This window comes from Streptomyces decoyicus (assembly GCF_019880305.1).
Lineage (GTDB): Bacteria > Actinomycetota > Actinomycetes > Streptomycetales > Streptomycetaceae > Streptomyces > Streptomyces decoyicus.
Map to the genome: position 1 here is coordinate 1,142,620 of NZ_CP082301.1, position 25,419 is coordinate 1,168,038.

Sequence of the window (25,419 nt, forward strand, 5' to 3'; positions counted from 1 at the left end):
CCGGCGTCAGCCGCAGGAGGTATCGGGCTTCGGCAGGGTGCCGTTCAGCAGGAAGCCGTCGACATGCTGATGTACGCAGGGGTCGCCGGTGGTGTAGGCGGCATGGCCCTCGCCGCGGAAGGTCAGCACGACGCTGGAGTTGTCCAGCGCACGGGCCATGTTGAACGCGCCCTCGTAGGGGGTCGCCGGGTCGCTGGTGGTCGCGACGAGGAGAAGGGGCGGCGCGTCGGGCGCCGCGACCTCACGCGAGGAGTCGTCGCCCGCAACGGGCCAGTCGTGACAGTCCAGCAGGGTCGGGGCGATGTCCGGGCCGAAGAGCGGGGAAGCCTGCGTGAGTTCACGCTCCGCCCGGGGGAAGTCGTCTTCGCCGTAACGTTCCGAGGTGTCCCGGCAGGAGATCGCCCGGAGGGCCAGCTGGTCCTGCGGTGGTAGCTCGTCCCTGCCGACCGGCCGCGCCGGGACGCCGTCGACGCGAGCGGCGCTGCTGCCGCCCGCGTCACTCAGGCGCAGGATCCCGGAGCCGTCGCCGCGCCGCAGCTGCTCCAGGGCCGTACGCAGCGTCGGCCAGACGCTCCTGCTGTACAGGGCCTCCCGCAAGGCATACACATAGGTGGTCTCATCCACCGTCTCCCCGTTCACCTTCATCGGACGGTCGTTCAACTGCTGGTACCAGCGGCGCAGTTGCTCCTCCGCCTTGTTCTTGTCGGTGCCCAGCGGGCAGCCCGCGACCTGGACACAGCCGGCGGAGAATTCGTCCAGCGCCCGCTGGAAGCCCCGGGCCTGGGACAGCGCGGTCTGCCAGGCGTTCTTGGTCGGGTCCTCGACGCTGTCCAGGACCATCCGGCCGACCTTGTGGGGGAACTCATGGGCGTAGACGGCGCCGAGCTTGGTGCCGTACGAGAACCCCAGGTAGTTGAGCTTGTCGTCACGGACCGCGGCGCGCAGGACGTCCATGTCCCGGGCGACATCGGGGGTCCCGACCCACTTCAGCAGCCCACCGGAGTAGCGTCCGCAGGCCTCGTTGATGCGCTTCTCCTTCGCGGCGAGGCTGTCGGCGCCGGTGCCGGGCGGTGGGGCGAGCTTGCTGCCGCAGGAGACCGGTTCGGTGTGGCCGGTGCCGCGCGGGTCGAAGCTGACGATGTCGTAGCGCTGCCCCAGCCGCGCGAAGGCGCTCCCGCTGTCGATCAGGTAGTTGACGCCGGAAGCACCCGGTCCGCCGGGGTTGAGTACCAGCGAGCCGAGCCGTTTGCCGGGCCCGGTCGCCTTCAGCCGGATCAGCTGGACCTGCATCGTGCCGCGTCCGGGGTCGCCGTAGTTTCGCGGCACCTCCAGCCGCGCGCACTCCAGCCGCTTCCGGAAGCCGGCCGGCTGACCGGCGCCTCCGCTCTGCGCGCCGTTCTGTAGGTCCGCGCCGCAGGGTTCCCAGGCCAGGGTCTGCTGGTAGAAGGACCTCAGGTCGGGGTCATCGACCGCCGCCGCGCCCGGAGTTCCGGCGAACGTGCCGAGCAGCGCCACCACCGCCACAACGGCCGCGGGCGCCCTGCGCCGGCGAACACACCGCGCTCCCCCTACTCCCACACGAGACGGTGCACGGCGTGTTCCCGGCATATTTCGAGCCTAGGGCCGTTGCGCGGCTCGCGCACACCTGCCGCGGCGCCGCTGCCGATCGCGGAGGACGTCACCGCCTGTTTCCGTTCGGCAGGCGCCCCGTGTCCCCCCGCCACGCAGCAGGACCGGCCGCTTCCGCAGGGTGACCGTACGGGCCACTTCGGCCCGCTCGAGATGCGCGGGTCGAGACTCCGACCACTCTGGAGATAGGGCACAACTGCGCCGCCGGATGGCGGGCCCTGCACAGACGCCGATCGGCTGCATGTCCGGGAAAAGGTGACGCACCCATGAATGACACAAGCAAGGTCCTGCTGGCCGCCGCCCTTGCCGGCGGCTATGTGCTGGGCCGTACGAAAAAGGGCCGATTCGCGCTCACCGTGGCGTCGTATATCGCCGGGCGTCAATTCGGACTTGAACCGCGCCAGCTCGTGGCCCAGGGGGTGCGCAAGCTCAGCGAGATCCCCCAGGTCGCGGAGCTGGGTGAACAGCTGCGCGGAGAAGTGATGGACGCCGGCCGGAAGGCCGTGACGACGGCCGCCAACCGCCGTCTGACGACGCTCGCCGACACCCTCCACGACCGGTCCCTCAAGCTCGATGACATCGGGCTCGAGGAGGAAGAGGAACCCGAGGAGGAGGAAGAAGAGGGCGAGTACGACGAGGACGAGGAGCCGGAAGAGGAGGAAGAAGAAGAGGAGGAGGAAGGGCCCGAGGGCGAGTACGAGGACGAGTACGACGAAGAGGAGGAGCCCGAGGAGGAGGAAGAAGAGGAAGAAGAGAAGCCCGCGAAGTCCGCCGGGAAGAAGGCCGCCGCGGGACGGACGGCCGCGAAGAAGACGGCACCCGCGAAGAAGACCGCCGCCAAGAAGCCTGCGGCGACGAAGACCGCCAAGAAGGCCCCGGCCAAAAAGGCGGCCGCCGAGAAGGCGGCCCCGGGCAAGAAGACCGCGGCAAAGAAGACCGCCGCGAAGAAGACCGCGGCCAAGAAGACAGCCGGAAAGGCCACCGCCAAGAAGGCGCCACCGAAGAAGACCGCTTCAGGCAAGAAGGCAGCCCCCGCTGCGAAGAAGAGCGCCAAGAAGACATCATCGCGCACCGAGCGCCGGAGGTAACCGGTCATGGCCAAGACGGGACAGGACACAGCGGACTCGGGACTCGACCGACTGCGTGGCGAACTCGGCAACTATGCGACGAAGTGGGTCGGGAACCTGGCCGAACGGGCCGGGGACAAACTCACGGATGTGACCGGCCAGCTCACCGATGTCGCCGAGAACGGCGGATCGCTGTCCAAGATCGCGGGCAATCTCCTCGGGGGCGACTCCCCCGTGAAGGCCGCCGTCAAGGGGACGGCGGAGAACGTCAAGGACAGCGTGGTGGGGAAGGCCAAGGAATTCTTCGGCGGCGGCAAGAAACGCAAATCGGGGGACAAGAAGGTCACCAACATCATCGAGGTCCTCGACGTCGGGGTGCCCCTGCGCACCGCCTACGACCACTGGACGCAGTACGAGAAGTTCAGCAGCTTCACCAAGGGCGTACGCAGTGTGTCGATGCACGATGAGTTGAGCAGTGACTGGAAGGCCAAGGTCGGTCCCTCGACCCGGGGATGGAAAGCGACCGTCCAGGAGCAGGTGCCGGACGAACGCATCATCTGGACGTCCGAAGGTGCCAAGGGATCGACCCGCGGTGCCGTCAGTTTTCACGAACTGGCGCCGAATCTGACCCGCATCGTGCTGGTCGTCGAGTACTACGCCTCGGGATTCTTCGAGAAGACCGGAAATATCTGGCGGGTCCAGGGACGCCGACTGCGCCTGGACTTCAAGCACTTCCAGCGCTACGTCACCCTCACCGGCGAAGAGCCCGAGGGCTGGCGCGGTGAGATCCGCGACGGCGAGGTCGTACGGACCCACGAAGAAGCCATCGAGGAGGAAGAGGCCGAACAGGACGAAGAGGCCGAGGACTACGACGGCGAGGAAGAGGGCGAGGGCGAGGAAGAAGAGGAGTACGACGAGGACGAGGAAGGCGCCGAGGCCAAGGAGGGCGAGGAAGAAGAAGACTGGGACGAGGACGAAGAAGACGAGGGCGGCGAAAAGGGCGGCGAGGAAGAGGAGGAAGAAGAAGAGGAGGAGGAAGAAGAATGAGTGAGCCGGAATGCGCGGGTGTCGTCCCGGGCAGCGGCATCGCACAAGGCGCCTTCGCCCGTGCCGAGGAAGCCTATTTGACGTCCCTCGACGCGCTGGGCCGCCTGGAGCAGCTGGATGCGCTGATCGCCCCGGTGCAGCGGGTGGTGCGCGGGCTTCCCCTGGGGCGCTTCCGCGATGTGCTGCACGGCCTGCCGATCGGCCATCCGCTGCACCCGGCCCTGGTGCAGGTGCCGATGGGCGCATGGCTGTCCGCCGCGGTGCTGGACGTCGTCCCGGGGACCCGGCGCGGTGCCCGCCTCCTGGTCGGGGTGGGCGTCCTCACGGCCGCACCGGCCGCGCTGGCGGGCTGGGTGGACTGGGCCGAGCAGCACGAGGACCAGATGCGTACCGGCCTGGTGCACGCGGTCTCGATCGCCGTGGCCGTCGGCCTGTACGCGCGGTCCTGGGTGCATCGCGGCCGCGGCCATACGGCGCGCGGCAAGGTGCTCGGGTTCGCGGGGCTGTGCGCGGCCGGCACCGGGGCCACCCTCGGCGGGCACCTCGCCTACCGGCAGGCGGCCGGCGCCAACAAGTCGGAGCCGGTGCCCCATCTGCTGGACGAGGGCTGGCATCCCGTGGGCAGGGTCGAGGACTTCCCGGTCGGCGAGGCGGTGCGCCGGGAGCTGGGCGAGGTCCCGCTGCTGGTGGTCCGCCAGGCGGGCGGATCCATCCATGTCCTCGCCGGGCGGTGCAGCCATCTGTCGGGGCCCCTGACGGAGGGCACGATCGCCGACGGCTGTGTGGAGTGCCCCTGGCACGGCAGTGTCTTCCGGCTGTCGGACGGCGCGAACGTCCGTGGCCCGGCCACCGCTCCCCAGCCGTCCTTCCAGGTGCGGGTGGATGGTGCGGGCACCGTCGAGGTACGGCTGCCCGGCGCCGGCTGAACCTCGCGCGGACCGCTCGACGGCCGACGGCTCCCGGCGCAGCCCCTCTCGTCGAGGAGCGGCCGTCGCCGGCCGCCTGACTGGCCGAACGCCCCGTCGCGGGTGTCATCCGTCGCCGCGGGCCTCCCCTGCCCTTGCCGCCCGGGAATCCGGCGAGGAGCGCGGGCAAGCGCCCGGAGCGGCGACACATACCCGCCGGCACGCCGGGCCCCGCCGCCCGTTAGCGTCGAAGCCGCAGGTGACCGGTGCCCTGCCTGACCTGTCGTGCGGGGCCGCGCCTCGGCCGACCGGCGCCCAAGGGAAGGGATCGTCATGCGTGTGCTTCCGGCCGCTCCCTCGATCGAAGGGCTCACCGCTGTCGTCACCGGCGGCTCACGGGGGCTCGGACTACTGCTGGCCCGCGAACTGCTGCGGCACGGCTGTGATGTCGTTCTGCTGGCCCGGGACGACGCCGAACTGGCCAGGGCCGTCGGCAGGCTGGCCCAGTGGCGCGGCGGCACGGTGCGCGGTGTGGTGTGCGATGTGCGGGACAGGGCCGCGGTGCAGGACCGTCTCGCGGAGATCGCCAGGGACCACGACGGGCTGGACATCGTCATCGCCAACGCCGGCATCATCCAGGTCGGCCCGGCGGACGCCCTCGGCCCCGACGGCTTCCAGGAGGCGATGGACTCCGTCTTCAACGGGGCCCTGAACACCGCACTCTCCGCGCTCCCCCACCTCCGGCGCAGCCCGGCCGGCGGCAGGCTGGCACTCATCGGGTCCGTCGGGGGGCTGCTGGCGGTGCCGCATCTGCTGCCGTACTCCTGCGCCAAGTCGGCGGTGGCCGCGCTGGCCGAGGGGCTGCGCGCGGAGGAGGGCCCGCACGGCGTCAGTGTGACCGCGGTCCACCCCGGCCTGATGCGCACCGGGTCGCATCTGCATGCCCTGTTCGGCGGGGACCGGCGCCGGGAGTACGCATGGTTCTCGGCGCTGGCCGGGGCGCCTGTGCTGTCGATGAGCGCCGAGCGGGCGGCGGACCGTATCGTCTCCGCACTCCAACGGCGGCGTCCGCGCATCGTGCTGACACCGGCGGCCAGGCTCGGCGCCAGGGCGCACGGGCTGGCGCCGGTGACCACCACCCGGCTGGTGTCGGCGTTCGCCCGGGTGCTGCCCCGCGACGGGGCCCGCGGAACCGTCGACGGCTCGACGGTCGAGGCCGGGGAGCAGCCGCCGGCCCGGCGGCTTCGGCGGGTGCTCGGCGCCCTCAACGAACGGGCGGCCGACCGCTTCAACCAGCGCTGAGGGCATCCCGTAAGGCCACGAGGCCCGGCTCAGGGCGCGGTCCACGGCGCCCGGAGCGCTCACGGGGCGAGGCCGGTGCACCGGTGTCCGGGCACGTCCGCCGAGGGGGCGATGTCGAGGGCGAGTTGCTGGAGGAAGCGATCGCGGCCGGGTGCGCATCGTCGGAGGCGCAAGCGGCGTGGGAGGCGTGGGAGGCGTTCACACCAGGCCTTCTTGCGCCGCGGGAGAGGGGGGTGCGCTTCCGTCGGGGTGCCGGCGCCAGAAGGTCTGGAGGGTGAAGTCGACGTCGCGGAGGTCGGTCAGCAGCCGCAGGCCGGGGAGTGCGGCAAGGACGGGGGCGAGTGCGCCGCCGGTGCGGCGGTGCTCGGCGACAGGGTGGTTCCCGTGCACGGCCACGAGGGTGCCGCCGGGCTCCAGGCTGTCGAGGGTGCGGGTGAGGACGTCGTCCAGCGCCGGGTCGTCGAAGTAGTAGAGGATTTCGGAGAGTACGACCAGGTCGAAGGTGCCGTCCGGCCACTCGTCGGGGATGGTGAGGCGGCGGACCTCGACATGCGGCAGAGCGCGGGTGCGTTCTGCGGCGCCGGCGACGGCCGAGGGCACCCGGTCGGTGGCGAGCAGGTGGTCGCAGCGGTCCGCGAGCCGGGCGGCAGCACGCCGACGGAGCAGCCGGGTTCGAATGCCGCGCGGTACCGCCGCCGGGGCAGAGAGGCGACGGTGAGGGCGTATTTGCGCTGCTCGTACCAGCGTCCGGCAAGGTCCCAGGGATCGGCCGCGCCGGCGTACAGGGCGGCGAAGTAGCCCGGTGGCGTGCTCACCGGAAGACCACCTCGAACGGCCGGGTGTGGTGGGCGAGTTCTTCCGGCGGCAGGATCGCGGCGTTCCCCTCCCCTTCGCCCAGGGGGTGGATCTGGCTGCGGAACCGCTCGACTGCCGAGGCCTTGCGCGCCGCCGCGTCCACCGGCAGCGCGATACGGGCGGCACGGTCCCAGGGAACGCGCGGGTCGGCGGGGCGCGCCCAGTGCCACATCCAGACGGTGAGATCGGCCACCGCCCTTGCGTGCCGGGCGTCGTGGCACAGCGGTTCCGCGCCGGTGGCCCGGCCGACATGGCTCATGACGTCCGTGCAGACCTTCTCCACCAGGGCGCGCACCCGCAGACTGCGGACCCGCGCACCGCCGAGCCGGTCGTAGGGGTCGTGGTCGATCTCGTCCGCGGCGCGCTCCAGCACCGACTCGGCGGCATGCAGCTGGACGTCCGCCTCGCCCAGGTGCGCGGCGGCGTGCGCGTCCAGCGGCCGCCGTCCGGCCTCGGCCGTCAGCGCGCCGGCCACGGCCCGCGCGCCTCCCAGCCAGCAGGCCGCGACCCCGATGCCGCCGTGCTGGAAGCCGGGGCGCCGCAGATAGCCCCCGATGTCGCCGACGGGGGTCGCCGGCACGCCGGTGAAGGTGACGTCGGGGGTGTCACTGCCGGCCATGCCGACCGCCTGCCAGGTGCCGGGCACCGGGGCGACCTCCTGGCCGCTCACGCGCACGGCGAACAGCCGGCGCCCCTGGTCGCTGTCGGCCGTCACCAGCGCATGGGTGCAGCTGTGCGCTCCGGAGCAGTACGGCTTGACGCCGTCGATCCGCCAGCCACCGCCCTCGTCGGTGGCGCTCAGGCCGGGGCCGGGAGGCTGGGCGGCCCATACGCCCCACCGTTCACCGGGCCGGGGCGGCGGGCCGTCCAGCTCGTGGAGGATGGCGAGCGCGTCGGTTTGCCCCTCGGCCAAACGGGCCAGCGAGAGGTCTTCGCGGCCGAGAGCGGCGAGCGCACGGAAACGCTCGCGGGTGCGTCCCTCGCCGGGGTACGGCAGGCGCAGGGCTCCGCGGTCGACCAGTGTGGTGAACCGCCGGGCGACCGCATGGCACAGTTCGGCCGGGCTCGGCGGGCCCGCGGCTTGGCCGGGGTGGGAGCCCGCACCGGCGGAGCAGGTCGCATCGGTCGTCACATCCGCTCCTCACCGTGGTCCGCTCGCCTCAGTAGTCTGCGGTGAGCTGCGCCCACCTCGCACTTCGGAAAGCCGGCCGGCGGAGCGGACAGAAATCCACGGGTGGGTGCGTGTTTCCGGACGGAGTTGCCGGGCACGCGGCTTTTCACCACAGGAAGAGCTGACTGTGGTGAAAGGAGATTTCATCGTGGCCGCGAGCAATTCCCCCCAGTACACCGTTCCCGGCATGACCGAGGCCGAAGGAGGAAAGGTCATCGATTCTCTGCGGCTGCGGCTGCATGCACTCAATGACCTGGCCCTGACCCTCAAACATGTGCACTGGAACGTCGTGGGGCCGCACTTCATCGCCGTCCACGAAATGCTCGACCCGCAGGTCGAGGCCGTCCGCTCCATGGTCGACGCCACCGCGGAACGCATCGCGACGCTCGGCGGCTCCCCGACGGGTACGCCGGGCGCCCTGGCCGCCGAGCGGACCTGGGAGGACTACTCCGTCGGACGGGCGCAGGCGATCGAGCACCTGGGTGCGCTGGACGTCGTCTACTCGGGGATCATCGAGGACCACCGAGCGGCGGTGGCCGCCACCGAGGGAACCGATCCGGTGACCCAGGACCTGCTGATCGAGCATCTGCGCTCGCTGGAACTGTTCCAGTGGTTCGTCCGGGCGCATCTGGAGAGCGCCGGCGGCAAGCTCAGCACCGGCTCCGCCGACGGGGAGTCCGCGGCCGGCCGCGCGGCCGTCGACCAGGCGCGCCGTCAGCCCTGAGCCGCACCGGGGCGCACTGCGCCCCATGGGCACGGCCCCGCCGTCGCACGAGGTGCGGCGGCGGGGCCGCAGCGGTCAGTGCCGGAACGTGTCCTTGCCCTTTTCCACCGCCTGCCGCATTTTGCCCAGGGCCTGTTCCGCCCTGCCTCTCCGTTGCAGGCCTTTGTTGCCGAGAGCCCTCCCGGTCGTTTCCTTGGCCTTTCCCTCGACGATATGGCCGATGTTCCTGGTCTTCTTCCCGATGCTCATGTCGTGCTCCTTCGGGGTCATTCGGCGGGTGGCAGCAGCGTCCCGAGCGGCCCGAGATCCAAATTCAGGTCCTGCATCGAAAGGTCGTATTGAGCGCAGAGTTCGACCATGCGGTTGTGGAGAATCATCAGCGTCGCTCCGAGGCGCTCCTCCTGTTCCTCGGTGAGGTCCCCGGCGTCGACCCGTTGCAGCGCCTGGCGTTCCATGAGCTGGCGCAGCAGCTCCACGAGGGTGAGGACGAGTTTGATCAGGTCCCGCTCCACCGTGTCGGGATCGGTGCTGACCCGGTGCGCCGCCGGACGCGTTTCCGCACCCGCCGGGTACGGGACGTCCTGCGGTGCGGCGGGCAGCAGACGGAAGGCGCGGGCGGCCGCGTCGGCGACATCGTCGAAGCGGTTGCCGGGCCGCGGCTCGTCAGCGGTCATCGTCGTCCCGGCCCAGGGGTGCGGTGGCGTGCCACGGGGAGGGGTTCTTTTCGCTGATGGAGACGATCAGCGCACGCAGGGAGATGCGTACGAGGTCGATGTCGGCGATGGAGAGCACCACATCACCGGTGAGGACCACGCCACCGCTGAGCAACCGGTCCAGCAGATCGATCAGTGCGATCTGCCGGTCCGGCAGGGGCTCGTCCGCCCGTGCCGGCGGCCCGCCCGCGGGCCTCACGGGGCGGCTCGCTTCAGCGGTTCGGCTTCGGGAGGCGTGGCGAAGGAGTACGGGGCCCAGGGCCCGGTGACCTCGACGCGTACCCCGGGCAGCCCTTCGGCGCTCCGCAGCACGTCGGCGCGGAAGCTTTCGCCGTACTCCAGCGGCACGAGGTAGGCGTCGTTGATGACGTTCTCGCCGGGGCCGCGGGCGAGTTCGCCCTGCTGCACCCGGTGCTGGACCCGGTCGACCGCATAGCTGCGGGCCGCGGCCTCGACGCGCTGGGCGACCTGTTCGGCTTCCCGGTAGGCGTCTTCACGGGCGTGCCGCTGCGCCTTGCGGTGGCTGAGGTACGCCCGTCCGGGGCTGAGGTCCGCATCCGACGGTGGGGCGGCCGGTCTGTCGGTGGCCGCGGGCGCCTCGACATAGATCTTGACGCCCCACTCCGTGTGGGCGGCCAGGACGGACAGCCGCTCGGCGAAGGCCTCCTGACGCGCATCGAGCATCTGCCGCACCCGTTCGTCGTCCAGATACACCGTCGCCAGGCGCAGCGGCAGGACGGTGGTACGGGCGGCCAGCGCCTCGATCACCCGGTGGTGGGCGCGGGCCACCGACTCCAGCCAGTCCAGGTCCTCCAAGTGCGCGCGCAGTGCGTTCTCCTCGAAGTCCTGCTCGGGCACCGGGCCCACGGCGACCACCACCTCGCCGCGGTGTCCTGCGCGCACCAGATGCACCGGCCCGTCCGCGACTCCCGGCAGACCGGACAGCGCCTCCTCCAGGGAGCCCTCGGCGTCCTGCGCGACGGCATAGGCGTAGGTGATGGCCTCGGTCATGGCTCGTCCCGTCGCTTCCTACGGGGGCCGGGCTCGGCTCGTTTGGTACGCGCCGTGCGTGCGGGGCGTGAGGTACGAGAGGTATGTGAAGGACGGCGGGCGGCGGCGGGAGGGGCCTCCTCCTCGTCCGCTTCCTCGTTCGCTTCCTCATATACGTCCTCGTCCTCCTCCTCGTCCTCCGCCCGTGGCAGCTCCTCGCCCTCGCGCAGCGCCTCGATCTCGGCGCGCAGCCGCCTGTTCTCCTCGCGGAGCGAGCGGGACCCCTCGGAAGCACGGGAGGAGAGCGAGGGGTCGTGCTCCCACCAGTCGATGCCCATCTCCTTGGCCTTGTCCACCGAGGCGATCAGCAGGCGCAACTTGATGGTGAGCAGTTCGATGTCCAGCAGGTTGATCTGGATGTCGCCCGCGATGACGATGCCCTTGTCCAGAACCCGCTCCAGGATGTCGGCAAGGTTGGCCGAGGAGCCCTGGCCGCTGTACGGGCCGGCCCGGGACGGGTAGTCGCCCATCCTCCTGGCGACGGGTTCGTTCACGTCCTGTGCACCTCGATTCCCTGGTATGCGGGCAGGGCGGCGCGCGGAGCGCGTGACCGCGCCCCGTCGCCGCGTTGGCCGCCCCGGTCAGGTGTCGGTGCCCTGGACATGGGCCCTGATCTCCTCCAGCCGGTCCAGCAGTTCGTCCTCGCGGCGGTCGAACGTCTCCTCGTCGATGTCGCCCGCCAGCAGCGACCGCTCCAGCTCGGCGAGTTCCCGCTCGATGGGTTCGGGGTCGTAGTACTCGTTCTCCGCGGCCTCCAAGGTGCGCTCCATGACCCAGGCCACGCCGCGCACGGGTGCCAGCGGAAGGGTGGCGAGTTGGCTCAACAGGCCCATGATGGCTCCCTAGACGAAGCTGTAGGCGGGCAGTGGCCCGAGCAGCCGGAGGTCGAAGTCCTCCCCCAGCTCCTTGGCGAGATCCTGCTCCGCGGCGATGAAGCTCTTCTCGTTGTCCCGCCCCACGAGGAAGGACACGCTCAGGAAGTCGTTCCCGGTCGCCTGCGACGCGCTCTCCTCCCGCGCGAACCCGCGCAGCGCATCGAGAACCACGGAGGCGAGCTGTTGCTGCCGTGCCTCCACTTCCTGGGCGACCAGTTCACCGAGGGCCATCGGCAGATCCGGACTGCCGGTGCCGCTTCTGATCTGTTCGTTGAGCGCGCGGGCCTCGTCCGACTCCTGAAGGATCTGCCGCAGCATCGCGTCCTCGTCCTGTGCCGCCTTCAGGTGGTACTCGGCGCAGCCCTCCAGCGCCTCCAGCCGCTCGGTGAATTCCTCCGCACGCTCCTTCAACACGGCGCGTACGGCCTCGTCGTCGGTGGTCGTGAAGCCGAACTGCAGGGGCAGGACCGTGCCGTCGGCCATCAGCCGTTCCTGGACGGCCTGGTGGGCGGCGAGGTCGCGGCGTTTGGGACGCAGCTCCTCGGGAGCGTCGCTGACGACGGCGGAGAGCTCCTTGCTCTGTACCGTGCGCAGGGTGGACGGCGGGTTCCCCACACCGTCCAGGCCCTCCAGGCCTTGCGGATGGGTGGTCGCGACAATGGAGTAGACGTAGACGGACATCGCTCACTCCTTTCGGCGCCGGGCCGGCCGGCGAGCCGGCCGCTCGCCCCGCTCGGCGGGCTCCTTGTGCCTCTCCTCGTGCTCCTCCTCGCCGCCCTTGAGGGCATCGGTCACTGCTTCCGCAGCCCCGGACAGGGCGCCTTTTGCCTTGCCGTGCGAACCGCCTTCGGTGACCTCGCCGACGATGTCGGTCAGCTGGGAGGGCGCCTTGCGCCCCTCCTCCAGGTCGAGGCGGTTACAGGCCTCGGCGAAGCGCAGGTAGGTGTCGACGCTCGCCACGACGATGCGGGCATCGATCTTGAGGATTTCGATACCCACCAACGACACGCGCACGAAGACGTCGATGACCAGCCCGCGGTCCAGAATCAGATCGAGGATGTCGTAGAGATTTCCGGAGCCCCCACCGCCGCCGGTGGCGACGGCTCCTCCGCCTTGCGGCACCACAGTCACGGTGCCTCCCTTCACCGGCTCACCCGGGCTGTGCGGGGTGAGCCGTGTCGTTCGCCTGGCGAACGGTCTGCCGTGCAACCCGAGTCTTAGCGCCGGTCGATCTGGCCTCGGGTGTAGCGGCGGGTGCGCTCGTACGCCACCAGTTCGCCCTCCTTGTCCAGCACCACGCGGTACGTCGCCATGACGCTGGTGGTCCCGGGGACCCGCTCCAGCTCCAGGACTTCGACATCCGCCTGCCAGCCGTTCTCCGTCGGCTGTACCGAGGAGACGGAGTCGGGAGCCCGGCCCAACAGCTCCTTGAGCTGCTCGGCCGCGTACCGCATCGCACGCGGTGCCGAAACGCGGCGGGCCGCGCGCTCCGTTTCGCTTTCGCTCTCGCGGTTGCCGGCCCGAACGCTGCTGGTCTTCTTGGCGGTCCTCTTGGCGGTTTTCTTACCGGACGGACGCCGGACTTCTCCGGTCTCGTCCTCTTCGTCTGCGGCCATGCTCTCTCTCCGGAATCGGAGGCGACATGCTGCCCGCGCCACTTCAAAAGAGGCGCCACTACATGATATACGGCCTGAGCTGAGCGCATCTTGAGCCGTTCAGGCCTGGTCACAGCGGCACCGGCGGCCCGGCAGCGAGTGCCGCGGCCCGGTCGGCGGCGTAACGTCGGGGCCGTCCCGGGAGGGAGACCACGCCGTGGACGGCGCACCTTGCTGCCACACGGCCTGCTTTCGGCAACGGGCCCGCCGTCGCCGCCACCGTCGCCATCCGTCACGCCCCGTCGACCCACAGTAACGGGCATGGTGACATAGTGACTTGGCCCCGCACCGGAGTGGAACGCGCGCCGCAACTGACGCGCTATCAGCTTGCATCAGTACAGGGCGAGTTGATGACGCATACGGCAGCGCGACACCGGCCCGGCACGCCCGCCCGCGGCCCGCTCACCACGCCCGCTCCGCCGGATCCCGCACCTGGGCGTCACGGCGGCCCAGCACCCGCTGCGCCCGGCTCAGGACGCCGCTGGGCGAGCGGGCACGCAGTGCCGCGCGGGCCGCGTTGGCGCCGGGGGCGCCGTGCACGCCACCGCCCGGATGTGCCCCGGCCGAGGCCAGATAGAGGCCCGTGACCGGGGTTTCCGGGCGTCCGAGGCCAGGCAGCGGACGGAACACCAGCTCCTGGTGGAGGGCGGCCGTACCGCCGTTGACGGCGCCGCCGTGCAGATTGGCGTCCATGGCCTCCAGCGTGGGCGGGGCGAGGATCCGGCGCGCCCTGATCCGGGAGCGGAAGCCCGGGGCGAAGCGCTCGACCTGCGCCTCCAGCCGGTCGGCCATGGCTTCCTGCTCCCCCTGGTTCCAGGACCCGGTGATGCCGTCCTCCCCCGCGTCCCCCCGGATCCGGTGGGGTACGTGGGTGTAGGCCCAGGCGGACTCGGTGCCGGCCGGGGAGCGGGTGGCGTCCGCGGTGGTCATCTGACCGAACAGGGCAAAGGGCCGGTCGGGCACCCGGCCCGTGGCGATCTGGGCGGCGAAGCGGGTGAGTTCGTCCCTGCCGTCGGCCAGATGCACGGTGCCGGCGGTGGCCGCGGCCCCGGCGGTCCACGGCACCGGGCCGCCGAGCGCCCAGTCCACCTTGAAGGTCGCGAAGTCCCATTGGAAGCGCCGTAGGTCGGCCAGGACACGTCCGGGCAGGTGCCGGGCGTCGACCAGCCGGCCGTACAGGGCGGGCACGGACACATCCGCCAGCACGGCGCGGCGGGCCGGTACGACCTCGCCGATCGCGGTGCGCACCGCCACCGCGCGCCCGGAGCGTACGACGATCTCGTCGACCCGCTCCCCGCAGCGCAGCACACCGCCGCGACGCTGAAGCCGCCGCACCAGGGCCGCGGTGAGCGTCTGGGCGCCGCCGGCCGGTACGGGAAAGCCGTAGGTCTGGCCGAGCATCGACATCAGCCAGCCGAAACCGCCGCTGCCCGCCGCCTCGGGGACGAGGTCGGCATGCAGGGCGTTGCCCGCCAGCAGCAGCCGGCCCGCCTCGCCGCTGAATTCCTCATCGCCCAGCCGCCGCACGGGCAGCAGCAGCATGCGCGCCAGCCGCAGCCCGCCGGCACCGCGCACCCGCGCGGCGAGCCGGGCCGTGGCACGCAGCGGCGGGAAGGGGGTGAACAGGGCGTCGAGGAGGTCGCTGCCGACCCGGTCCCAGAGGGCGCACAGCCGCTGCCAGGCCGCGCCGTCGCCCGTACCGAAGGCCTCCAGCCCGGCCGCCGTACCGGCGACGCCGCGCTCCAGCACCGCACAGCGGCCGTCCGTCAGCGGATGCGCCAGCACCCGTGGCGCATGGCTCCAGACGAGGCCGTGTTCGTGCAGGCCGAGGGACGCGAGAACCGGGGAGGCGGCGGCCAGCGGGTAGAAGGAGCTGCACAGGTCGTTGACGTAGTCGGGGTGTACCCCGCGGTCGCTGCGCACCGCGCCGCCCGGCTCGTCCTGTGCCTCCAGCACCTCCACCGTCCACCCGGCGTCGGCCAGCAGGTTCGCCGCGACAAGTCCGTTGGGTCCGGCACCGATCACCACCGCGTCCGGCATCGCTGCCTCCTGTTCACCCTGCCGCCCGTGCACCCGGCCGTGGCGTCGACGGGCCCGGACGGGGCGGCGGTCAGGCGCCCGTACGCACGCCGCGCGGAACCTCCTCGGCCACGTCGGCAAGCCTGCTCAGCATGCTGCGGTGGCGCAGTTGCAGCAGGATGTCGAGGCCCGCGTTGTGCAGTCGTCCGCCCGGACCCCGCAGCGGGTGTTCATCGACGATGACCAGGCAATCCGGGCCCCAGCGGCGCACCTCGATGGCGACCCGGGCGGTGCCCAGCCGGCCGCTGTCCACCTCGAGTTCGAGTCCATGGGGCGGGTCGCTGCGGCGCACGACGGTGTGCCCGCAGAGCTCCCAGGGCCCCAATCGCACCATGTACTCGATCACGGAACCGACCTCCGGCCAGTTGCCGGCCACGGGCCGCGAGTCGGCCGTGCCGACCACCCAGTCCTGGTACCGGGAGCCGTCGGCAAGTACCGCCCACAGCTCCTCGGGAGACCGCTCGATCAGCTGGTGCCGTATCGCCACACGCCTCCACCGCCTCACCGCACGTCGGTCGTGGCCTCCCCACCAGCGTAGAGCGCGCCCCTGGGCTCGGCCTCCCGGCGCGGGGGCGGTGGCGCTGCGCCGGGTGCCGGGGATCACTTTCCTTCCGTCTGCCGGGGCGACGGTCCGCGCCTCCCCCGTGCGGCACGGAGGCCAAATCCCCTCTCACTGCGTCCCGTTACCGGCCGGCGCTCGCCTCGGGGCGCTACCCGTTCCGGGGCGGCGGGCGCGAAGGCAGGCGACGCCGGGTGACGGCCAGGAGGGCCATGTCGTCCCGGTAGTTGTCCCCGGTCCAGCGGCCGACGTCCTTGGTCAGGGCCTCCAGCAGGGCGTCCGGTTCGGTGAACCGTCTGCCCATGCGGCGGGAGGCAGCCGGATCGTAGAAGGTCCCCTGTGCGTCCCTGGCCTCGGTGACTCCGTCGGTGACCAGCAGAAGCGAGGCTCCCGGGGGCAGGCGCACCACATCGACGGGCGTGGAGCCGGCCGGGGCGAGGTCCCCCAGTCCCATGCCGAGGGGCAGCTGCGGCAGGGTCGGGTCGAGCCGTACGAGCTGCCCACCGTGGACCAGGTACGGCGGCGGATGCCCCCGGTTGACCAGGCTCAGCGTCCCGCCGTCGGCGGAGACCTCGGCCAGCACGGCGGTGGTGAAGCCCTCGGTGGAGGGCACCGGGCCGCTCCGGGCCGCCTCCCTGGCCAGCGCCTCGTCCAGCCGCTGGACCAGCGTGGCCAGTGTGGGGGCGTACTCGGCCTCCTGACGGAAGGCCCCGATCGCGACCGACACGGCGGCGACGGCCCCCATGCCCTTGCCCCGCACATCCCCGATGATCATTCGCACCCCGAACGGTGTCTCCTGCACCGCATACAGATCCCCGCCGATCCGCGCCTCGGCCTGCGCCGCGATGTACCCGGCAGCCACCGCCAGCGGCCCGACCTCCCGCGGCGGGTCCGGGAGCACCGCCCGCTGGACCGCCTCCGCGATGTTCCTGGCGAGTGCCAGGTCACGCCCTTGCCGGACCAGGAGCCGGTTGACCGCGAGTGCCAGCACGCCGATCAGGCCGACCACGGCCAGGTCGACATACAGTGGCGTCGGCGGACGTCCACGCTCGAGATCCAGCGCCACGGACACCACGCAGACGACACACACGACGATGAGCGCGGAGCGGAACGGGAGCATGGCCCCGGCCACCAGCGGTGCGGCTGCCAGCAGCGGAAGCCCCATGTACGGCTGGGGCGCGAAGAGATTCAGCAGGACACCGGCCAGGAGGGCGAGCGCCGCGAGCATCCACGACACCCTCGCCAGCCTGGGCCGCAAGCTCTTCACCGTGCCTCTCCTGCTGCCGGGCCGCCCTCGCGACACGGAAGGGAACGGAGTCACCGCAGGTGGGCCTCGCCCTCCATGCCGGTGCGTCCCAATGGATTCACATATACGCCCTGTGGGCCGGATGCGCCCACCGCACCCCCTGGCACCACACCCCCCGTGAGTCCGCCGGCCGATGAAAGCCGCACCAAGCAGGCGTAGGCTGACCAGGACCGCCGTATTGCGCCGCGAGTGAGCGATGGAGGCGGCGTATGACCGATCCTCACGGCTTTCTCAAGTTCCCCCGCCGGCCGGTCCCGGCCCGCCCTGTCGAGGAACGGCTGAACGACTGGCACGAGGTCTACGAGGGGCAGACGCTGCTGCCGCTGGTGTCCGAGCAGGCCGACCGCTGTATGGACTGCGGCATACCGTTCTGCCACAACGGCTGTCCGCTGGGGAACCTCATCCCCGAGTGGAACGCGTACGCGGCGCGGGGCGACTGGCGGGCCGCGGCCGAGCGGCTGCATGCGACGAACAACTTCCCCGAGTTCACCGGGCGGCTGTGCCCGGCACCGTGCGAAGCCGCCTGCGTGCTGGCCCTCAATGCCGATCCGGTGACGATCAAGAACGTCGAGCAGGCCATCGCCGACCAGATCTGGGAGCGCGGGTACGCGTCACCGCACCCGCCGCAGCGGCTCAGCGGGAAGACCGTCGCCGTCATAGGCTCCGGGCCCGCCGGGCTGGCGGCGGCCCAACAGCTCACCCGTACCGGCCACACCGTCGCCGTCTACGAACGCGCCGACCGCATCGGCGGGCTGCTGCGCTACGGCATCCCCTCGTTCAAGATGGACAAACGGTGTCTGGACCGCCGCATCGAGCAGATGCGGGCGGAGGGCACCAAGTTCCGCACGGGCGTGGACGTCGGCGGTGATCTCGACGCAGCCGACCTCAGACGGCGTTACGACGCGGTGGTCATCGCCGTCGGAGCCACCGAGCAGCGGGAGCTTTCGGTCCCCGGCCGCGAACTGCACGGCATCCATCAGGCCATGGACTACCTGCCGCTGGCCAACCGGGTCGTGGAGGGCGACTACGCCGCGCCCCCCGTCACGGCCGAGGGCCGGCACGTGGTGATCATCGGTGGCGGGGACACCGGCTCGGACTGCCTGGGCACCGCCCTGCGCCAGGGCGCGGCCTCCGTGGTGCAGCTGGACATCAATCCGGAGCCGGGCGACGACCGGCAGGAGGCCGAGCCCTGGCCCGTCTATCCGAAGGTCTACCGGATCTCCCATGCCCATGAAGAGGCCCGGGGCCGGGAGGGCACGGATCCGAGGCTCTTCTCCTCCGCCACCCTCCGGTTCGAAGGGAGCGCAGCCGGCCAGGTGCGCGCGCTGTGTCTGACGGAGGTGGAGCCCACGGCCAGGAAGCCACGGCCGGATACCGAGCGGGTGATCCCGGCGGAGCTGGTCCTGCTCGCTCTCGGCTTCTCCGGTCCCGAACGGGGCACCGGTCTGATGCACCAGCTCGGGCTCACGCTGGACGAGCGGGGGAACTTTGCCCGGGACGCCGACTTCGCTGCCGTGACGGCGGCGCCGGCCGAGCGGGGCAGGCAGGCGCTGCGCACCGGGCAGGACGGGGTCTTCGTCACGGGCGACGCGGGGCGCGGCCAGTCGCTCGTGGTGTGGGCCATCGCGGAGGGGCGGGCCACCGCGGCGGCCACGGACCGTTATCTGACCGGTTCCACCGCGCTCCCCGCCCCGGTCGGTCCCAGGGACCGGCCCCTGGTGGCATGACCCCACGGCCCGCGGCTGCCGCTCCACGAGGTCCTGCGCACCGAGCTGAACGCGGGCGCCCGGCGAGAATGCAGCAGGAAAGGGCGGCAGGAGGGCGGCGAGCCGCTGGGACGGCCCGCGGAGGTCACCGCTCGGAGATGTCGGCGCTGACGATCTCGCCGTCGGACACCGTGTAGGTCCCCTGGTACAGCCGCACCGATCCGTCGCTCTGGGTCGCGTGGACGACGGCGCTGACCTGCCCCGTGCTCTCGGCGTTCACCGCGCTCAGTTCGATGCTCGCCGTCGTGTCGTAGCCCGCCACCCACTTCGCGTAGGAGTTGCCGCCGATGTTCCTGCCGCCGAGGTCCCAAGCCGCGCTGAAATCACGGTTGTTGATGTCCCGGTAGAACTCCTCGACGATCGCGCTCGCGTCGTCGGGAGACGGCGAGGGGTCCGCTGTGTCGGGGGAGACATCGTCGGTCGGCGGCACGGACCCGATATCGGTCGGTGGCACCGAAGCGACGTCGGTGGGCGGCGCGGAAGCCAGGTCCCAGCTCGGGGTCGGGGTGGTCGACGGGGCACCGCCGACCGCCTCGTACGGCGGCCCGGAGGACTCGGAGGACGAGGCGAGGACGTAGGCCGTCACGCCGCCACCGGCGAGCAGGGCCGCCATCACCCACAGCAGCCACTGCGGGAGGATGGTGGACCCCACACGGACGTAGCCGTACCCGGTGACGCCGGGGGGCTGACCGGTGTCCTCGGGCCCGCCGCGGCGCGGCATTCCGCAGCCCGTACAGGAGGCCGCGGCGGCATCCTCGAAGCGCGCGCCGCAGTGAATACAGACCGGCATGGTCATCTCCCCCCGACATCCCTCATGTCTCTCGCACCTGGCCTTCGCGTCGGCCCGGTTACAGCCCCCGGATCGCCTCTTCGATCGCCACCGCCAGGGAGGCCAGCGCGGTGAACCCCGGCACCGCGCCCACGAGCGCCCTGGCGAACACCTTGAGCTTGCCCTTGCGCGGCGCCTCCGAGGCGAGCTCCTCGCGGGCATCCTCCGCGGCCTCGATCAGGTCGGCGCGCTCGGGGTGCTCGGACCGGCCGAGCTCGTCGATCAGCCGGGAGAGCAGCTCGCCGATCTCCTGGGGCGACCGCTGCCGTCCGCCGTCGGACTGGGTCAGCCCGCTGTCCCTGACCTCGGCCTGCGCGTTCCTGCCGCTGGCAACGGCGTTGCCGACGACGTTCGAACCGCCGGTCGCGGTGATCCCGTTGTTGCTCTGCATTCCCATTCCTCATTCCTTCTCGGTTATCAGTCCGTGTTCAGCAGCGGGATCTTGTTGAGCACTCTCATCGAGATCCGGGACCTCTCACCGGAGGCGACCGAGCTGGAATCCACCCTGGCCCCGTGGGCCGCGATGATGCCGTTGTTGATGATCGTCTCCTGACGCTGGACCAGATCGCCCACGTCGATGTCCCGTGCTTGGGCGAACTCGACGAGCGCGTCCAGGACCCGCTTCTCGACGGTCTTCAGGACCATGCCGCTGTCGGCCTTCTGGAAATAGCGGTGGTGCTTCGTGTCCGCCGCCTGCCGGCGCACGCTCTGCCGCGCCCCGTAGTCGAACCTGCGCAGCCTCGTGATCAACTTGTCCTGACGGCGCACCCGCCAGGTCATCCCGTAGTCGGGGGCGAAGCCCGCGATCGCGCGCACGGGCGAGGCCACCAGCACGAAGACGGTGCTCACCAGCGTCTGCGAAAACAGCGTGACGAGCTCGCCCAGCGGCGGGCGGGGCATGAGGGTGTCGATGACCCGGTAGCGGTCGAGCAGGGGGAACAACACCGTCGGGACGGCTTCCACGAAGAGGTTGGATTCCGAACGGATGAAGCGCAGGAAGAGCGAGGTGACCAACTCACCGCCCCAGCCCGTGGAGTGGACGGCCAGATAGGGGCGGGCACCCTCCTCCGGCGTCCGTTTCAGCGCATCCATCTGTGCGAAGGGAATCCGGGCGACGGGCCGGCCGAGCGGGTCCGGCAGGAAGCGGGTGTCCTCCAGGAGGCCCGAGCCGTCGACGAAGAGCCGCTCCTCGATCTCCAGACAGGGCAGGACCAGGGTGCCGAGCCGCTCGGCGATGTGGGTGTAGAGGTCCGTCACGTCGAAGTCCTGCGGCTTGACCCCCGGACTGCTCGATGCCGTGACATCGAAGGTCAAAGACCACGAGTCGAGTTCGGACCCGTACCCGATGAATGGTGAATAGCCGCTGTAGGCGGTGACGTTGCCGTCGGCGTATTCGCGGATCTGGCGGAGGCGCGCCGCGACATCGGCATTGAGCGGCAGCGGCGCGGCCGCGGGGTCGAACCGGTCCGGGCGGAGGCTTTGCAGATGGCGGCCGTACTTGGTCGAGAGTTCGAAGGAGAGCACGGTCGCCCAGGAGAGGAGCAGCACCAGCAGGGTGATCCCGGGGTGGCCGACCCAGAAGGCGAAGACGAACGCCAGCAGGAACAGGACGGTGAGCACCAGATCCCGGCTGTGGCGGCGGGCGTTGGCCAGGTAGGCATGCCGGAGCACCACGGGGACGTCGCACGCCGGGGCCGCCGCCACACCCAAGTGGGGCTGGGCGGCCACCTGTTTGATGAGCGACCTGGCGTATTCGCGATCCAGATAGGCGGCCGCGCAGAGGTACCTGGTCAGGTCCCGGCCCTCACCCCAACGCGGCACAGCGGTACGGCGATCGGCGGCACTTACGGTGACGGGCGCCATGGACACGGTCGGTGCGGACGGTGAGTGGCCGGTGGGCTCGGCCGACGTCGCAGCCGGCCCGGCGGCCGCCACGGCCACACCGCAATTGCCGCAGAACGCGGCCCCCGAAACTGTGCCGCTGCCGCATCCTGGGCACGCAGTCGAATGCGTCATCGCTCCCCCGCGCATGAGACGACCTCACGTCCACCAAGTGCACCACGAGGGGACCTGAGGAAACGTCGGAGTCGCTCTTCGAAGCGGGACCGTTACAGTTCGATACGAACAGACGCACGGCCCGACGGGCCCGGTCCGGGTCAGGGGGACGTTCGACGCAGGACCAGGCTGACGAAGCCCCAGGTGTCCCGGTAGACGCGGAGCCATTCGGAGCGCCGCGTGGCAGCGGTCTCGAGCACCTGCGCGCTGTCCGGGTCGGCGGGGTGGTCCAGGGCCCATGCGGCCAGCGAACCCCAGCAGGCCCACTCGTAGGCGTCCAGCTCACTGCGGGAGCTGACATGGCCGTGCACAGGAGTCCACCCGTCGGCGACGACGCGGTCCAGCGTGGTCGCCAGGTCCGCGAACTCCCCGAGCATCTCGACGGCTTCCGGTGAGGGCTCGCGCTCCCAGAAGCCGTCGCCGATCAGTACGTGTCCCCCAGGGGCCAGGTGCTTGCGTGCCGCCGCCAGGGTGGGCAGCAGGCCGCCGAAGGCGTGCGCGGCGCCGACGCTGAGCACCAGGTCGAACGGGTGCGGGGAGGTGAAGCGTTCGGCTTCTCGCCGGTGGAGTACGAGGCGCTCCTGGACGCCGCGGCGGGCCGCGGCCTGCCGGGCCTGCGCCAGGTCGCTCTCGGAGATGTCGACGCCCTCGGCCTCCAACTGCGGGTGCATGGCCAGGGCGCGCAGAAGCCATTCCCCACCCCCGCACCCCAGGTCGAGCACCCGCTCGTCGCCACGCGGAAGGCAGCGTTCCAGCAGTTGGCGCACGGAGTTGTCGTCGAGCGGGGACTTTATCGGGTGCTCGGCATGGGCCAGCCCGGAGATCTGTTCACGATTCACCGGCGCAGCATGGCAGCGCCGGACGGTGCCCGCACCTGGATTTCCCTCGGCACCGATGACGGCCTTACGCCGTGCCTGCCAGGGCACCGGGGTGACGTACGCGCAGGGGCAGCTGCGGGCCCTTCACACTCACGACTTCGCGAGTTTCGCCGAAGTCCCACCGCAGAAGATGGAAGACTGGCGGCGGGCGGATTCCCCCCGCCGTGCCACAACACCCGAGCCCGAACTCGGTGGCATGCAAGGGGTGTCGGGCGTCCACCCTTGACCCCGGCTTCCTCGGTTCGGATGCGCCATACACCATGATGGCAACCACCACGACGGATTCCGCGGACTCAGCATCCCGCCCCTTCCGCCGATGGGTATCAGCTTTCTTTTACCCCTCAAAAGTTGTAGAACGGGTGGAACTGCCGTCACATCTCAACGTGCCAACTGCAGGCGACATTCTCGTCGATTGTGCGATAGAAATAAGCGAAGAGCTCCACACCGTCTCAACAGAAGATTCCTGAATGTCCGATACCGAACCTTTCCGTGCTGTTACCGCGACGGATGTCGCCCGTGTTGCCGGGGTCTCTCAGTCGACGGTTTCCCTGGTACTGAACGGAAAAGGCCGCGGTCGTATCAGCGACAAGACGGTGCGACGCGTTACCGAGACCGCACAGCGGATGGGCTATCGCATCAATCAGTCGGCCCGCCATCTCCGGCTGGGAGCCAGTGGCACGGTCCTGCTCGCCGTTCCCACCCTCACCAACAACGCCTTCGCCGCGGTCCATGCGGGTGCGGCCCGCCGAGGGGCCGAACACGGTCTCGGCCTCGTGGTCTTCCCGCTCAGCGCCGAGGACGGCACCAGCCCGTTCTCCGCGCCGCAGCAGGCACTCGACGGAGTCATCGCGTGCTCCATGCCCGCGAAGACGGTCGCCGACGTGAGCGCGGGAGTGCCCCTGGTCGTGCTCGACGACGCGCCGGCGCCGGGCATCCCGGCTGTGACGATGGACGTCAGCGGGGGCATGGCCCTGGCCTTGAACCGGCTGCTCGCCCTGGGGCACCGGCGCATCGCCCATGTCCGGGCCGACCGGCCCGCATGGACCTTCGAGCAGCGGGCGCAGGCTTTCGACCTGGGCGTTCACACCCGGCCCGACGTCATTGCGCAGCGGATCCCATGCCCCTTCGCCCCGTCCATGGTCAAGGAACGCATGATGCCGGTGCTGTCCGCACCGGACCGGCCCACCGCCGTCGTCTGCGATGACGACAACATGGCGACCGGCGTCTACTCCGCGGCGATGAGCCTCGGGCTGACCATCGGCACGGATCTTTCCGTGATCGGCTTCAACGACGCCCCCACCGCCTCCCAGGTCACCCCCGGGCTGACCAGCGTCCGTCTTCCGCTGGAGGATCTGGGCGACCAGGGGATGCGGATGCTGGTCGGGCTGCGTGGCGGGGTGACGGCGGATCCCGACCCGTTGCCGGTCGCCCTCGTCGAGCGGGGCTCCACCGGCCCGGCGCCGCAGGTGTGAGGCAGCCGCCGGCTCATACCCAGTCGTGGACGAACGTCGCGGCCTCGTCGAATCCGATCCGCTCGGTGAGCTGTTGCTCCTTGGGGATGTAGGAGTTCGAGAACAGGTCGTAGACGCCGCTGGACCCGACGGAGAGGACGTCCTTGAACGGGGTGCGGAGCACGCTGTTCACATAGGTCTCGTCCACCCCGCCCTTGCTCATGACGTCGGCGGCGTAGAGCGTCGTCAGCGTCTCCCCCGCCCTTTCGAAGAACACCGGGGTGCCCGCGATCATGCCGGTGACGTCGACCTCCTCGATGAGCCGGGCCTCCCGCGCCGGTCCGTGACGGTCCAGCAGTGCGTGCCACCCGTTCTTCAACTGTGTGGTGTAGACGAGGGATCCGGGGCCGACCAGGGGCTTGATGCCCGCGAACAGCAGCAGGGTCATGTACAGCGCCACCGAGGGCACGATGTCCTCACGGTGCAGCGCCTCGCGCAGGGCGTGCCGCTCCAGGGGAACCCTCAGGTGGGCGAACCGCGGGTCGGCCGGCACCAGCTCGCCGCCTTGCACGTACAGCCGCAGGAGCCCCGGCCGGCCGGGATGCCGCATCCAGAAGAAATGCGTTCCCTTTCCGGCCGCCTCGTCCCAGGCGACCACCACCCCGCGAAAGGTGTCGAGAACCCGCTGCCGCGGTACGGGGTCGAGCAGCGCCTCGGAAAGGTAGCTCTCCTCCGCCAGCAACTCGATCAGGCTTTCCCTGGCCACATCCTCGGCACCGGCGTAGAGCAAATCCGGGAGGCGTGGGCGCAGTTCTTCCGAGAAGAGCCGCGGCCAGGTCCCGTGCACCACGGTCGCCAGCTGATCGCGGTGCCCCGGACTCGCGGAATGATCAAGTCCGTTGAGGAGATGCTGGTACTCCTCCAGGAAATCCTGGTCGGCGGGCGCGAAACCGGACCAGCGCTTGAGCGAGTGAAGCCGCTCTACGAAGTCAAAGGCCCGCGGCCGGAGATAGTACATGACGTCCCGGTGTTCTTTCGCGGAGAAGTAGGGGATGTCCACACCCCGGAAACGGAACCCATTTCTCATGTAGTGGTTGCTGGGGTTGACGTTGCTGCACGACAACGTGACGATCGGCGCCGCCGGTCCGTCGGACAGCAGCCGGCCCGCGTTCGCAATGATGTTGGTGCCCAGGAGCAGCGGATGATTGAGCATCTGGTGGTGGTCGACGATGTTCACCGCCCGGAGATCACGGGCCGTGACGGCATCCCCGGGGCCGCCGGGCCCGAACGCCCGCCGCAGCACCCGCCGTACGCACCTCGCGATCAGTTCCTGGCGCTCCGCGTGCTCGGGAGCGACACCGGAGGTGGGGCTCAGCGCCTTCGCGTACTCCCCCAGCGGCCGGTCGTCCTCGAAGTACGGAGCCATGTCGGGCACATACGTCCGGAGCTGTCCGACGACGGCGTCCACCGCTTGCCGCACCCGCTGTTCGTCCATTGCCGCCT

At 70.8% G+C, this 25,419-nt stretch carries 26 protein-coding genes and 1 pseudogene; 7 read left to right on the forward strand and 20 right to left on the reverse strand.

Annotated features, from left to right (window positions below; all coding sequences use genetic code 11):
* Positions 1–6: 6 nt before the first annotated feature.
* Complete coding sequence (locus K7C20_RS04830) at positions 7–1,518, reverse strand: alpha/beta hydrolase (RefSeq protein WP_245171609.1); 1,512 nt, start codon at positions 1,516–1,518, stop codon at positions 7–9.
* A gap of 377 nt (positions 1,519–1,895) precedes the next feature.
* Here K7C20_RS04830 and K7C20_RS04835 point away from each other — a divergent pair, with 377 nt between their 5' ends.
* The 4 genes from K7C20_RS04835 to K7C20_RS04850 all read left to right on the forward strand — a co-directional run bounded on the left by K7C20_RS04835 (position 1,896) and on the right by K7C20_RS04850 (position 5,950).
* Complete coding sequence (locus K7C20_RS04835) at positions 1,896–2,717, forward strand: hypothetical protein (protein WP_030079713.1); 822 nt, start codon at positions 1,896–1,898, stop codon at positions 2,715–2,717.
* A gap of 6 nt (positions 2,718–2,723) precedes the next feature.
* Positions 2,724–3,743 carry an SRPBCC family protein gene (locus K7C20_RS04840; protein ID WP_030079711.1) on the forward strand — a complete coding sequence of 340 codons (1,020 nt, stop codon included), beginning with the start codon at positions 2,724–2,726 and terminating at the stop codon, positions 3,741–3,743.
* Entirely contained in the window at positions 3,740–4,669 is a 930-nt protein-coding gene (locus K7C20_RS04845) for a Rieske (2Fe-2S) protein (protein ID WP_078953449.1), read from the forward strand. Before K7C20_RS04840 ends, K7C20_RS04845 begins: the two co-directional genes overlap by 4 nt.
* A 312-nt stretch (positions 4,670–4,981) precedes the next feature.
* Positions 4,982–5,950 (forward strand): SDR family NAD(P)-dependent oxidoreductase, encoded by a 969-nt coding sequence (locus K7C20_RS04850; protein ID WP_053209917.1) that lies wholly within the window; start codon positions 4,982–4,984, stop codon positions 5,948–5,950.
* A gap of 198 nt (positions 5,951–6,148) precedes the next feature.
* Here the strand turns inward: K7C20_RS04850 and K7C20_RS04855 are convergent.
* Positions 6,149–6,765, reverse strand: a pseudogene (locus K7C20_RS04855) (class I SAM-dependent DNA methyltransferase).
* Positions 6,762–7,937 (reverse strand): acyl-CoA dehydrogenase family protein, encoded by a 1,176-nt coding sequence (locus K7C20_RS38065; RefSeq protein ID WP_052414287.1) that lies wholly within the window; start codon positions 7,935–7,937, stop codon positions 6,762–6,764. Before K7C20_RS38065 ends, K7C20_RS04855 begins: the two are co-directional and overlap by 4 nt.
* A gap of 226 nt (positions 7,938–8,163) precedes the next feature.
* Here K7C20_RS38065 and K7C20_RS04865 point away from each other — a divergent pair, with 226 nt between their 5' ends.
* Entirely contained in the window at positions 8,164–8,700 is a 537-nt protein-coding gene (locus K7C20_RS04865; protein WP_048829231.1) for a Dps family protein, read from the forward strand.
* Between the two features lie 75 nt (positions 8,701–8,775).
* Here the strand turns inward: K7C20_RS04865 and K7C20_RS04870 are convergent, their stop codons facing one another.
* From K7C20_RS04870 to K7C20_RS04925, 12 genes are all read right to left on the reverse strand, one after another.
* Positions 8,776–8,949, reverse strand: a complete 174-nt coding sequence (locus tag K7C20_RS04870) for a CsbD family protein (RefSeq protein ID WP_078953448.1) — start codon at positions 8,947–8,949, stop codon at positions 8,776–8,778.
* A gap of 17 nt (positions 8,950–8,966) precedes the next feature.
* The gene (locus tag K7C20_RS04875) at positions 8,967–9,374 is read right to left on the reverse strand and encodes a gas vesicle protein K (RefSeq protein ID WP_030079693.1); all 408 of its coding nucleotides are present in this window, start codon (positions 9,372–9,374) and stop codon (positions 8,967–8,969) included.
* The gene (locus K7C20_RS04880) at positions 9,364–9,612 is read right to left on the reverse strand and encodes a gas vesicle protein (RefSeq protein WP_053209916.1); all 249 of its coding nucleotides are present in this window, start codon (positions 9,610–9,612) and stop codon (positions 9,364–9,366) included. Before K7C20_RS04880 ends, K7C20_RS04875 begins: the two co-directional genes overlap by 11 nt.
* A complete protein-coding gene (locus K7C20_RS04885) occupies positions 9,609–10,424 on the reverse strand; it encodes a GvpL/GvpF family gas vesicle protein (protein WP_030079690.1) in 816 nt (271 codons plus the stop codon). Before K7C20_RS04885 ends, K7C20_RS04880 begins: the two co-directional genes overlap by 4 nt.
* Positions 10,421–10,933, reverse strand: coding sequence for a gas vesicle protein (locus K7C20_RS04890; RefSeq protein ID WP_048829209.1), 513 nt, complete (start codon positions 10,931–10,933; stop codon positions 10,421–10,423). The genes K7C20_RS04885 and K7C20_RS04890 overlap by 4 nt, the downstream gene beginning before the upstream one ends.
* Positions 10,934–11,044: 111 nt before the next feature.
* Positions 11,045–11,296, reverse strand: coding sequence for a gas vesicle protein GvpG (locus K7C20_RS04895; protein WP_053209915.1), 252 nt, complete (start codon positions 11,294–11,296; stop codon positions 11,045–11,047).
* Positions 11,297–11,305: 9 nt separating this feature from the next.
* Entirely contained in the window at positions 11,306–12,019 is a 714-nt protein-coding gene (locus tag K7C20_RS04900; protein ID WP_030079684.1) for a GvpL/GvpF family gas vesicle protein, read from the reverse strand.
* Between the two features lie 3 nt (positions 12,020–12,022).
* Positions 12,023–12,469 carry a gas vesicle structural protein GvpA gene (locus tag K7C20_RS04905; protein WP_048829230.1) on the reverse strand — a complete coding sequence of 149 codons (447 nt, stop codon included), beginning with the start codon at positions 12,467–12,469 and terminating at the stop codon, positions 12,023–12,025.
* Positions 12,470–12,555: 86 nt separating this feature from the next.
* Positions 12,556–12,954 (reverse strand): gas vesicle protein GvpO, encoded by a 399-nt coding sequence (locus K7C20_RS04910; RefSeq protein WP_030079679.1) that lies wholly within the window; start codon positions 12,952–12,954, stop codon positions 12,556–12,558.
* A gap of 441 nt (positions 12,955–13,395) precedes the next feature.
* Positions 13,396–15,033, reverse strand: a complete 1,638-nt coding sequence (locus tag K7C20_RS04915; RefSeq protein WP_030079677.1) for a phytoene desaturase family protein — start codon at positions 15,031–15,033, stop codon at positions 13,396–13,398.
* A 70-nt stretch (positions 15,034–15,103) separates the two neighbouring features.
* On the reverse strand, positions 15,104–15,559 hold the full coding sequence (locus K7C20_RS04920; protein WP_030079675.1) for an SRPBCC family protein: 456 nt from the start codon (positions 15,557–15,559) through the stop codon (positions 15,104–15,106).
* A 223-nt stretch (positions 15,560–15,782) separates the two neighbouring features.
* The gene (locus K7C20_RS04925; RefSeq protein ID WP_048829229.1) at positions 15,783–16,877 is read right to left on the reverse strand and encodes a PP2C family protein-serine/threonine phosphatase; all 1,095 of its coding nucleotides are present in this window, start codon (positions 16,875–16,877) and stop codon (positions 15,783–15,785) included.
* Between the two features lie 269 nt (positions 16,878–17,146).
* Between K7C20_RS04925 and K7C20_RS04930 the strand changes: the two genes are divergently transcribed.
* Complete coding sequence (locus K7C20_RS04930) at positions 17,147–18,664, forward strand: glutamate synthase subunit beta (RefSeq protein WP_053209914.1); 1,518 nt, start codon at positions 17,147–17,149, stop codon at positions 18,662–18,664.
* A gap of 124 nt (positions 18,665–18,788) precedes the next feature.
* Here K7C20_RS04930 and K7C20_RS04935 read toward each other — a convergent pair whose 3' ends face one another.
* From K7C20_RS04935 to K7C20_RS04950, 4 genes are all read right to left on the reverse strand, one after another.
* Positions 18,789–19,493, reverse strand: a complete 705-nt coding sequence (locus tag K7C20_RS04935; RefSeq protein WP_245171605.1) for a hypothetical protein — start codon at positions 19,491–19,493, stop codon at positions 18,789–18,791.
* A gap of 58 nt (positions 19,494–19,551) precedes the next feature.
* Positions 19,552–19,929: a hypothetical protein gene (locus K7C20_RS04940; protein WP_107083479.1), complete on the reverse strand. Its 378-nt coding sequence runs from the start codon at positions 19,927–19,929 to the stop codon at positions 19,552–19,554.
* Between the two features lie 20 nt (positions 19,930–19,949).
* Entirely contained in the window at positions 19,950–21,353 is a 1,404-nt protein-coding gene (locus K7C20_RS04945) for a zinc ribbon domain-containing protein (protein WP_245171602.1), read from the reverse strand.
* A 335-nt stretch (positions 21,354–21,688) separates the two neighbouring features.
* Positions 21,689–22,426, reverse strand: a complete 738-nt coding sequence (locus tag K7C20_RS04950; protein ID WP_030079661.1) for an SAM-dependent methyltransferase — start codon at positions 22,424–22,426, stop codon at positions 21,689–21,691.
* Between the two features lie 506 nt (positions 22,427–22,932).
* Between K7C20_RS04950 and K7C20_RS04955 the strand changes: the two genes are divergently transcribed.
* Positions 22,933–23,937: a LacI family DNA-binding transcriptional regulator gene (locus tag K7C20_RS04955; RefSeq protein ID WP_030079659.1), complete on the forward strand. Its 1,005-nt coding sequence runs from the start codon at positions 22,933–22,935 to the stop codon at positions 23,935–23,937.
* A gap of 13 nt (positions 23,938–23,950) precedes the next feature.
* Here K7C20_RS04955 and K7C20_RS04960 read toward each other — a convergent pair whose 3' ends face one another.
* The gene (locus K7C20_RS04960; RefSeq protein ID WP_030079657.1) at positions 23,951–25,411 is read right to left on the reverse strand and encodes a hypothetical protein; all 1,461 of its coding nucleotides are present in this window, start codon (positions 25,409–25,411) and stop codon (positions 23,951–23,953) included.
* Positions 25,412–25,419: the final 8 nt, after the last annotated feature.

Coding starts and splice junctions, on each gene's coding strand:
- K7C20_RS04910 (WP_030079679.1), bottom strand. CDS start 12,954: ATGGCCGCAGACGAAGAGGACGAGACCGGAGAAGTCCGGCGTCCGTCC.
- K7C20_RS04865 (WP_048829231.1), top strand. CDS start 8,164: ATGACCGAGGCCGAAGGAGGAAAGGTCATCGATTCTCTGCGGCTGCGG.
- K7C20_RS04870 (WP_078953448.1), bottom strand. CDS start 8,949: ATGAGCATCGGGAAGAAGACCAGGAACATCGGCCATATCGTCGAGGGA.
- K7C20_RS04840 (WP_030079711.1), top strand. CDS start 2,724: ATGGCCAAGACGGGACAGGACACAGCGGACTCGGGACTCGACCGACTG.
- K7C20_RS04900 (WP_030079684.1), bottom strand. CDS start 12,019: ATGTCCGTCTACGTCTACTCCATTGTCGCGACCACCCATCCGCAAGGC.
- K7C20_RS04895 (WP_053209915.1), bottom strand. CDS start 11,296: ATGGGCCTGTTGAGCCAACTCGCCACCCTTCCGCTGGCACCCGTGCGC.
- K7C20_RS04955 (WP_030079659.1), top strand. CDS start 22,933: ATGTCCGATACCGAACCTTTCCGTGCTGTTACCGCGACGGATGTCGCC.
- K7C20_RS04885 (WP_030079690.1), bottom strand. CDS start 10,424: ATGACCGAGGCCATCACCTACGCCTATGCCGTCGCGCAGGACGCCGAG.
- K7C20_RS04845 (WP_078953449.1), top strand. CDS start 3,740: ATGAGTGAGCCGGAATGCGCGGGTGTCGTCCCGGGCAGCGGCATCGCA.
- K7C20_RS04935 (WP_245171605.1), bottom strand. CDS start 19,493: ATGCCGGTCTGTATTCACTGCGGCGCGCGCTTCGAGGATGCCGCCGCG.
- K7C20_RS04930 (WP_053209914.1), top strand. CDS start 17,147: ATGACCGATCCTCACGGCTTTCTCAAGTTCCCCCGCCGGCCGGTCCCG.
- K7C20_RS04915 (WP_030079677.1), bottom strand. CDS start 15,033: ATGCCGGACGCGGTGGTGATCGGTGCCGGACCCAACGGACTTGTCGCG.
- K7C20_RS04875 (WP_030079693.1), bottom strand. CDS start 9,374: ATGACCGCTGACGAGCCGCGGCCCGGCAACCGCTTCGACGATGTCGCC.
- K7C20_RS04850 (WP_053209917.1), top strand. CDS start 4,982: ATGCGTGTGCTTCCGGCCGCTCCCTCGATCGAAGGGCTCACCGCTGTC.
- K7C20_RS04940 (WP_107083479.1), bottom strand. CDS start 19,929: ATGGGAATGCAGAGCAACAACGGGATCACCGCGACCGGCGGTTCGAAC.
- K7C20_RS04960 (WP_030079657.1), bottom strand. CDS start 25,411: ATGGACGAACAGCGGGTGCGGCAAGCGGTGGACGCCGTCGTCGGACAG.
- K7C20_RS04835 (WP_030079713.1), top strand. CDS start 1,896: ATGAATGACACAAGCAAGGTCCTGCTGGCCGCCGCCCTTGCCGGCGGC.
- K7C20_RS04890 (WP_048829209.1), bottom strand. CDS start 10,933: ATGGGCGACTACCCGTCCCGGGCCGGCCCGTACAGCGGCCAGGGCTCC.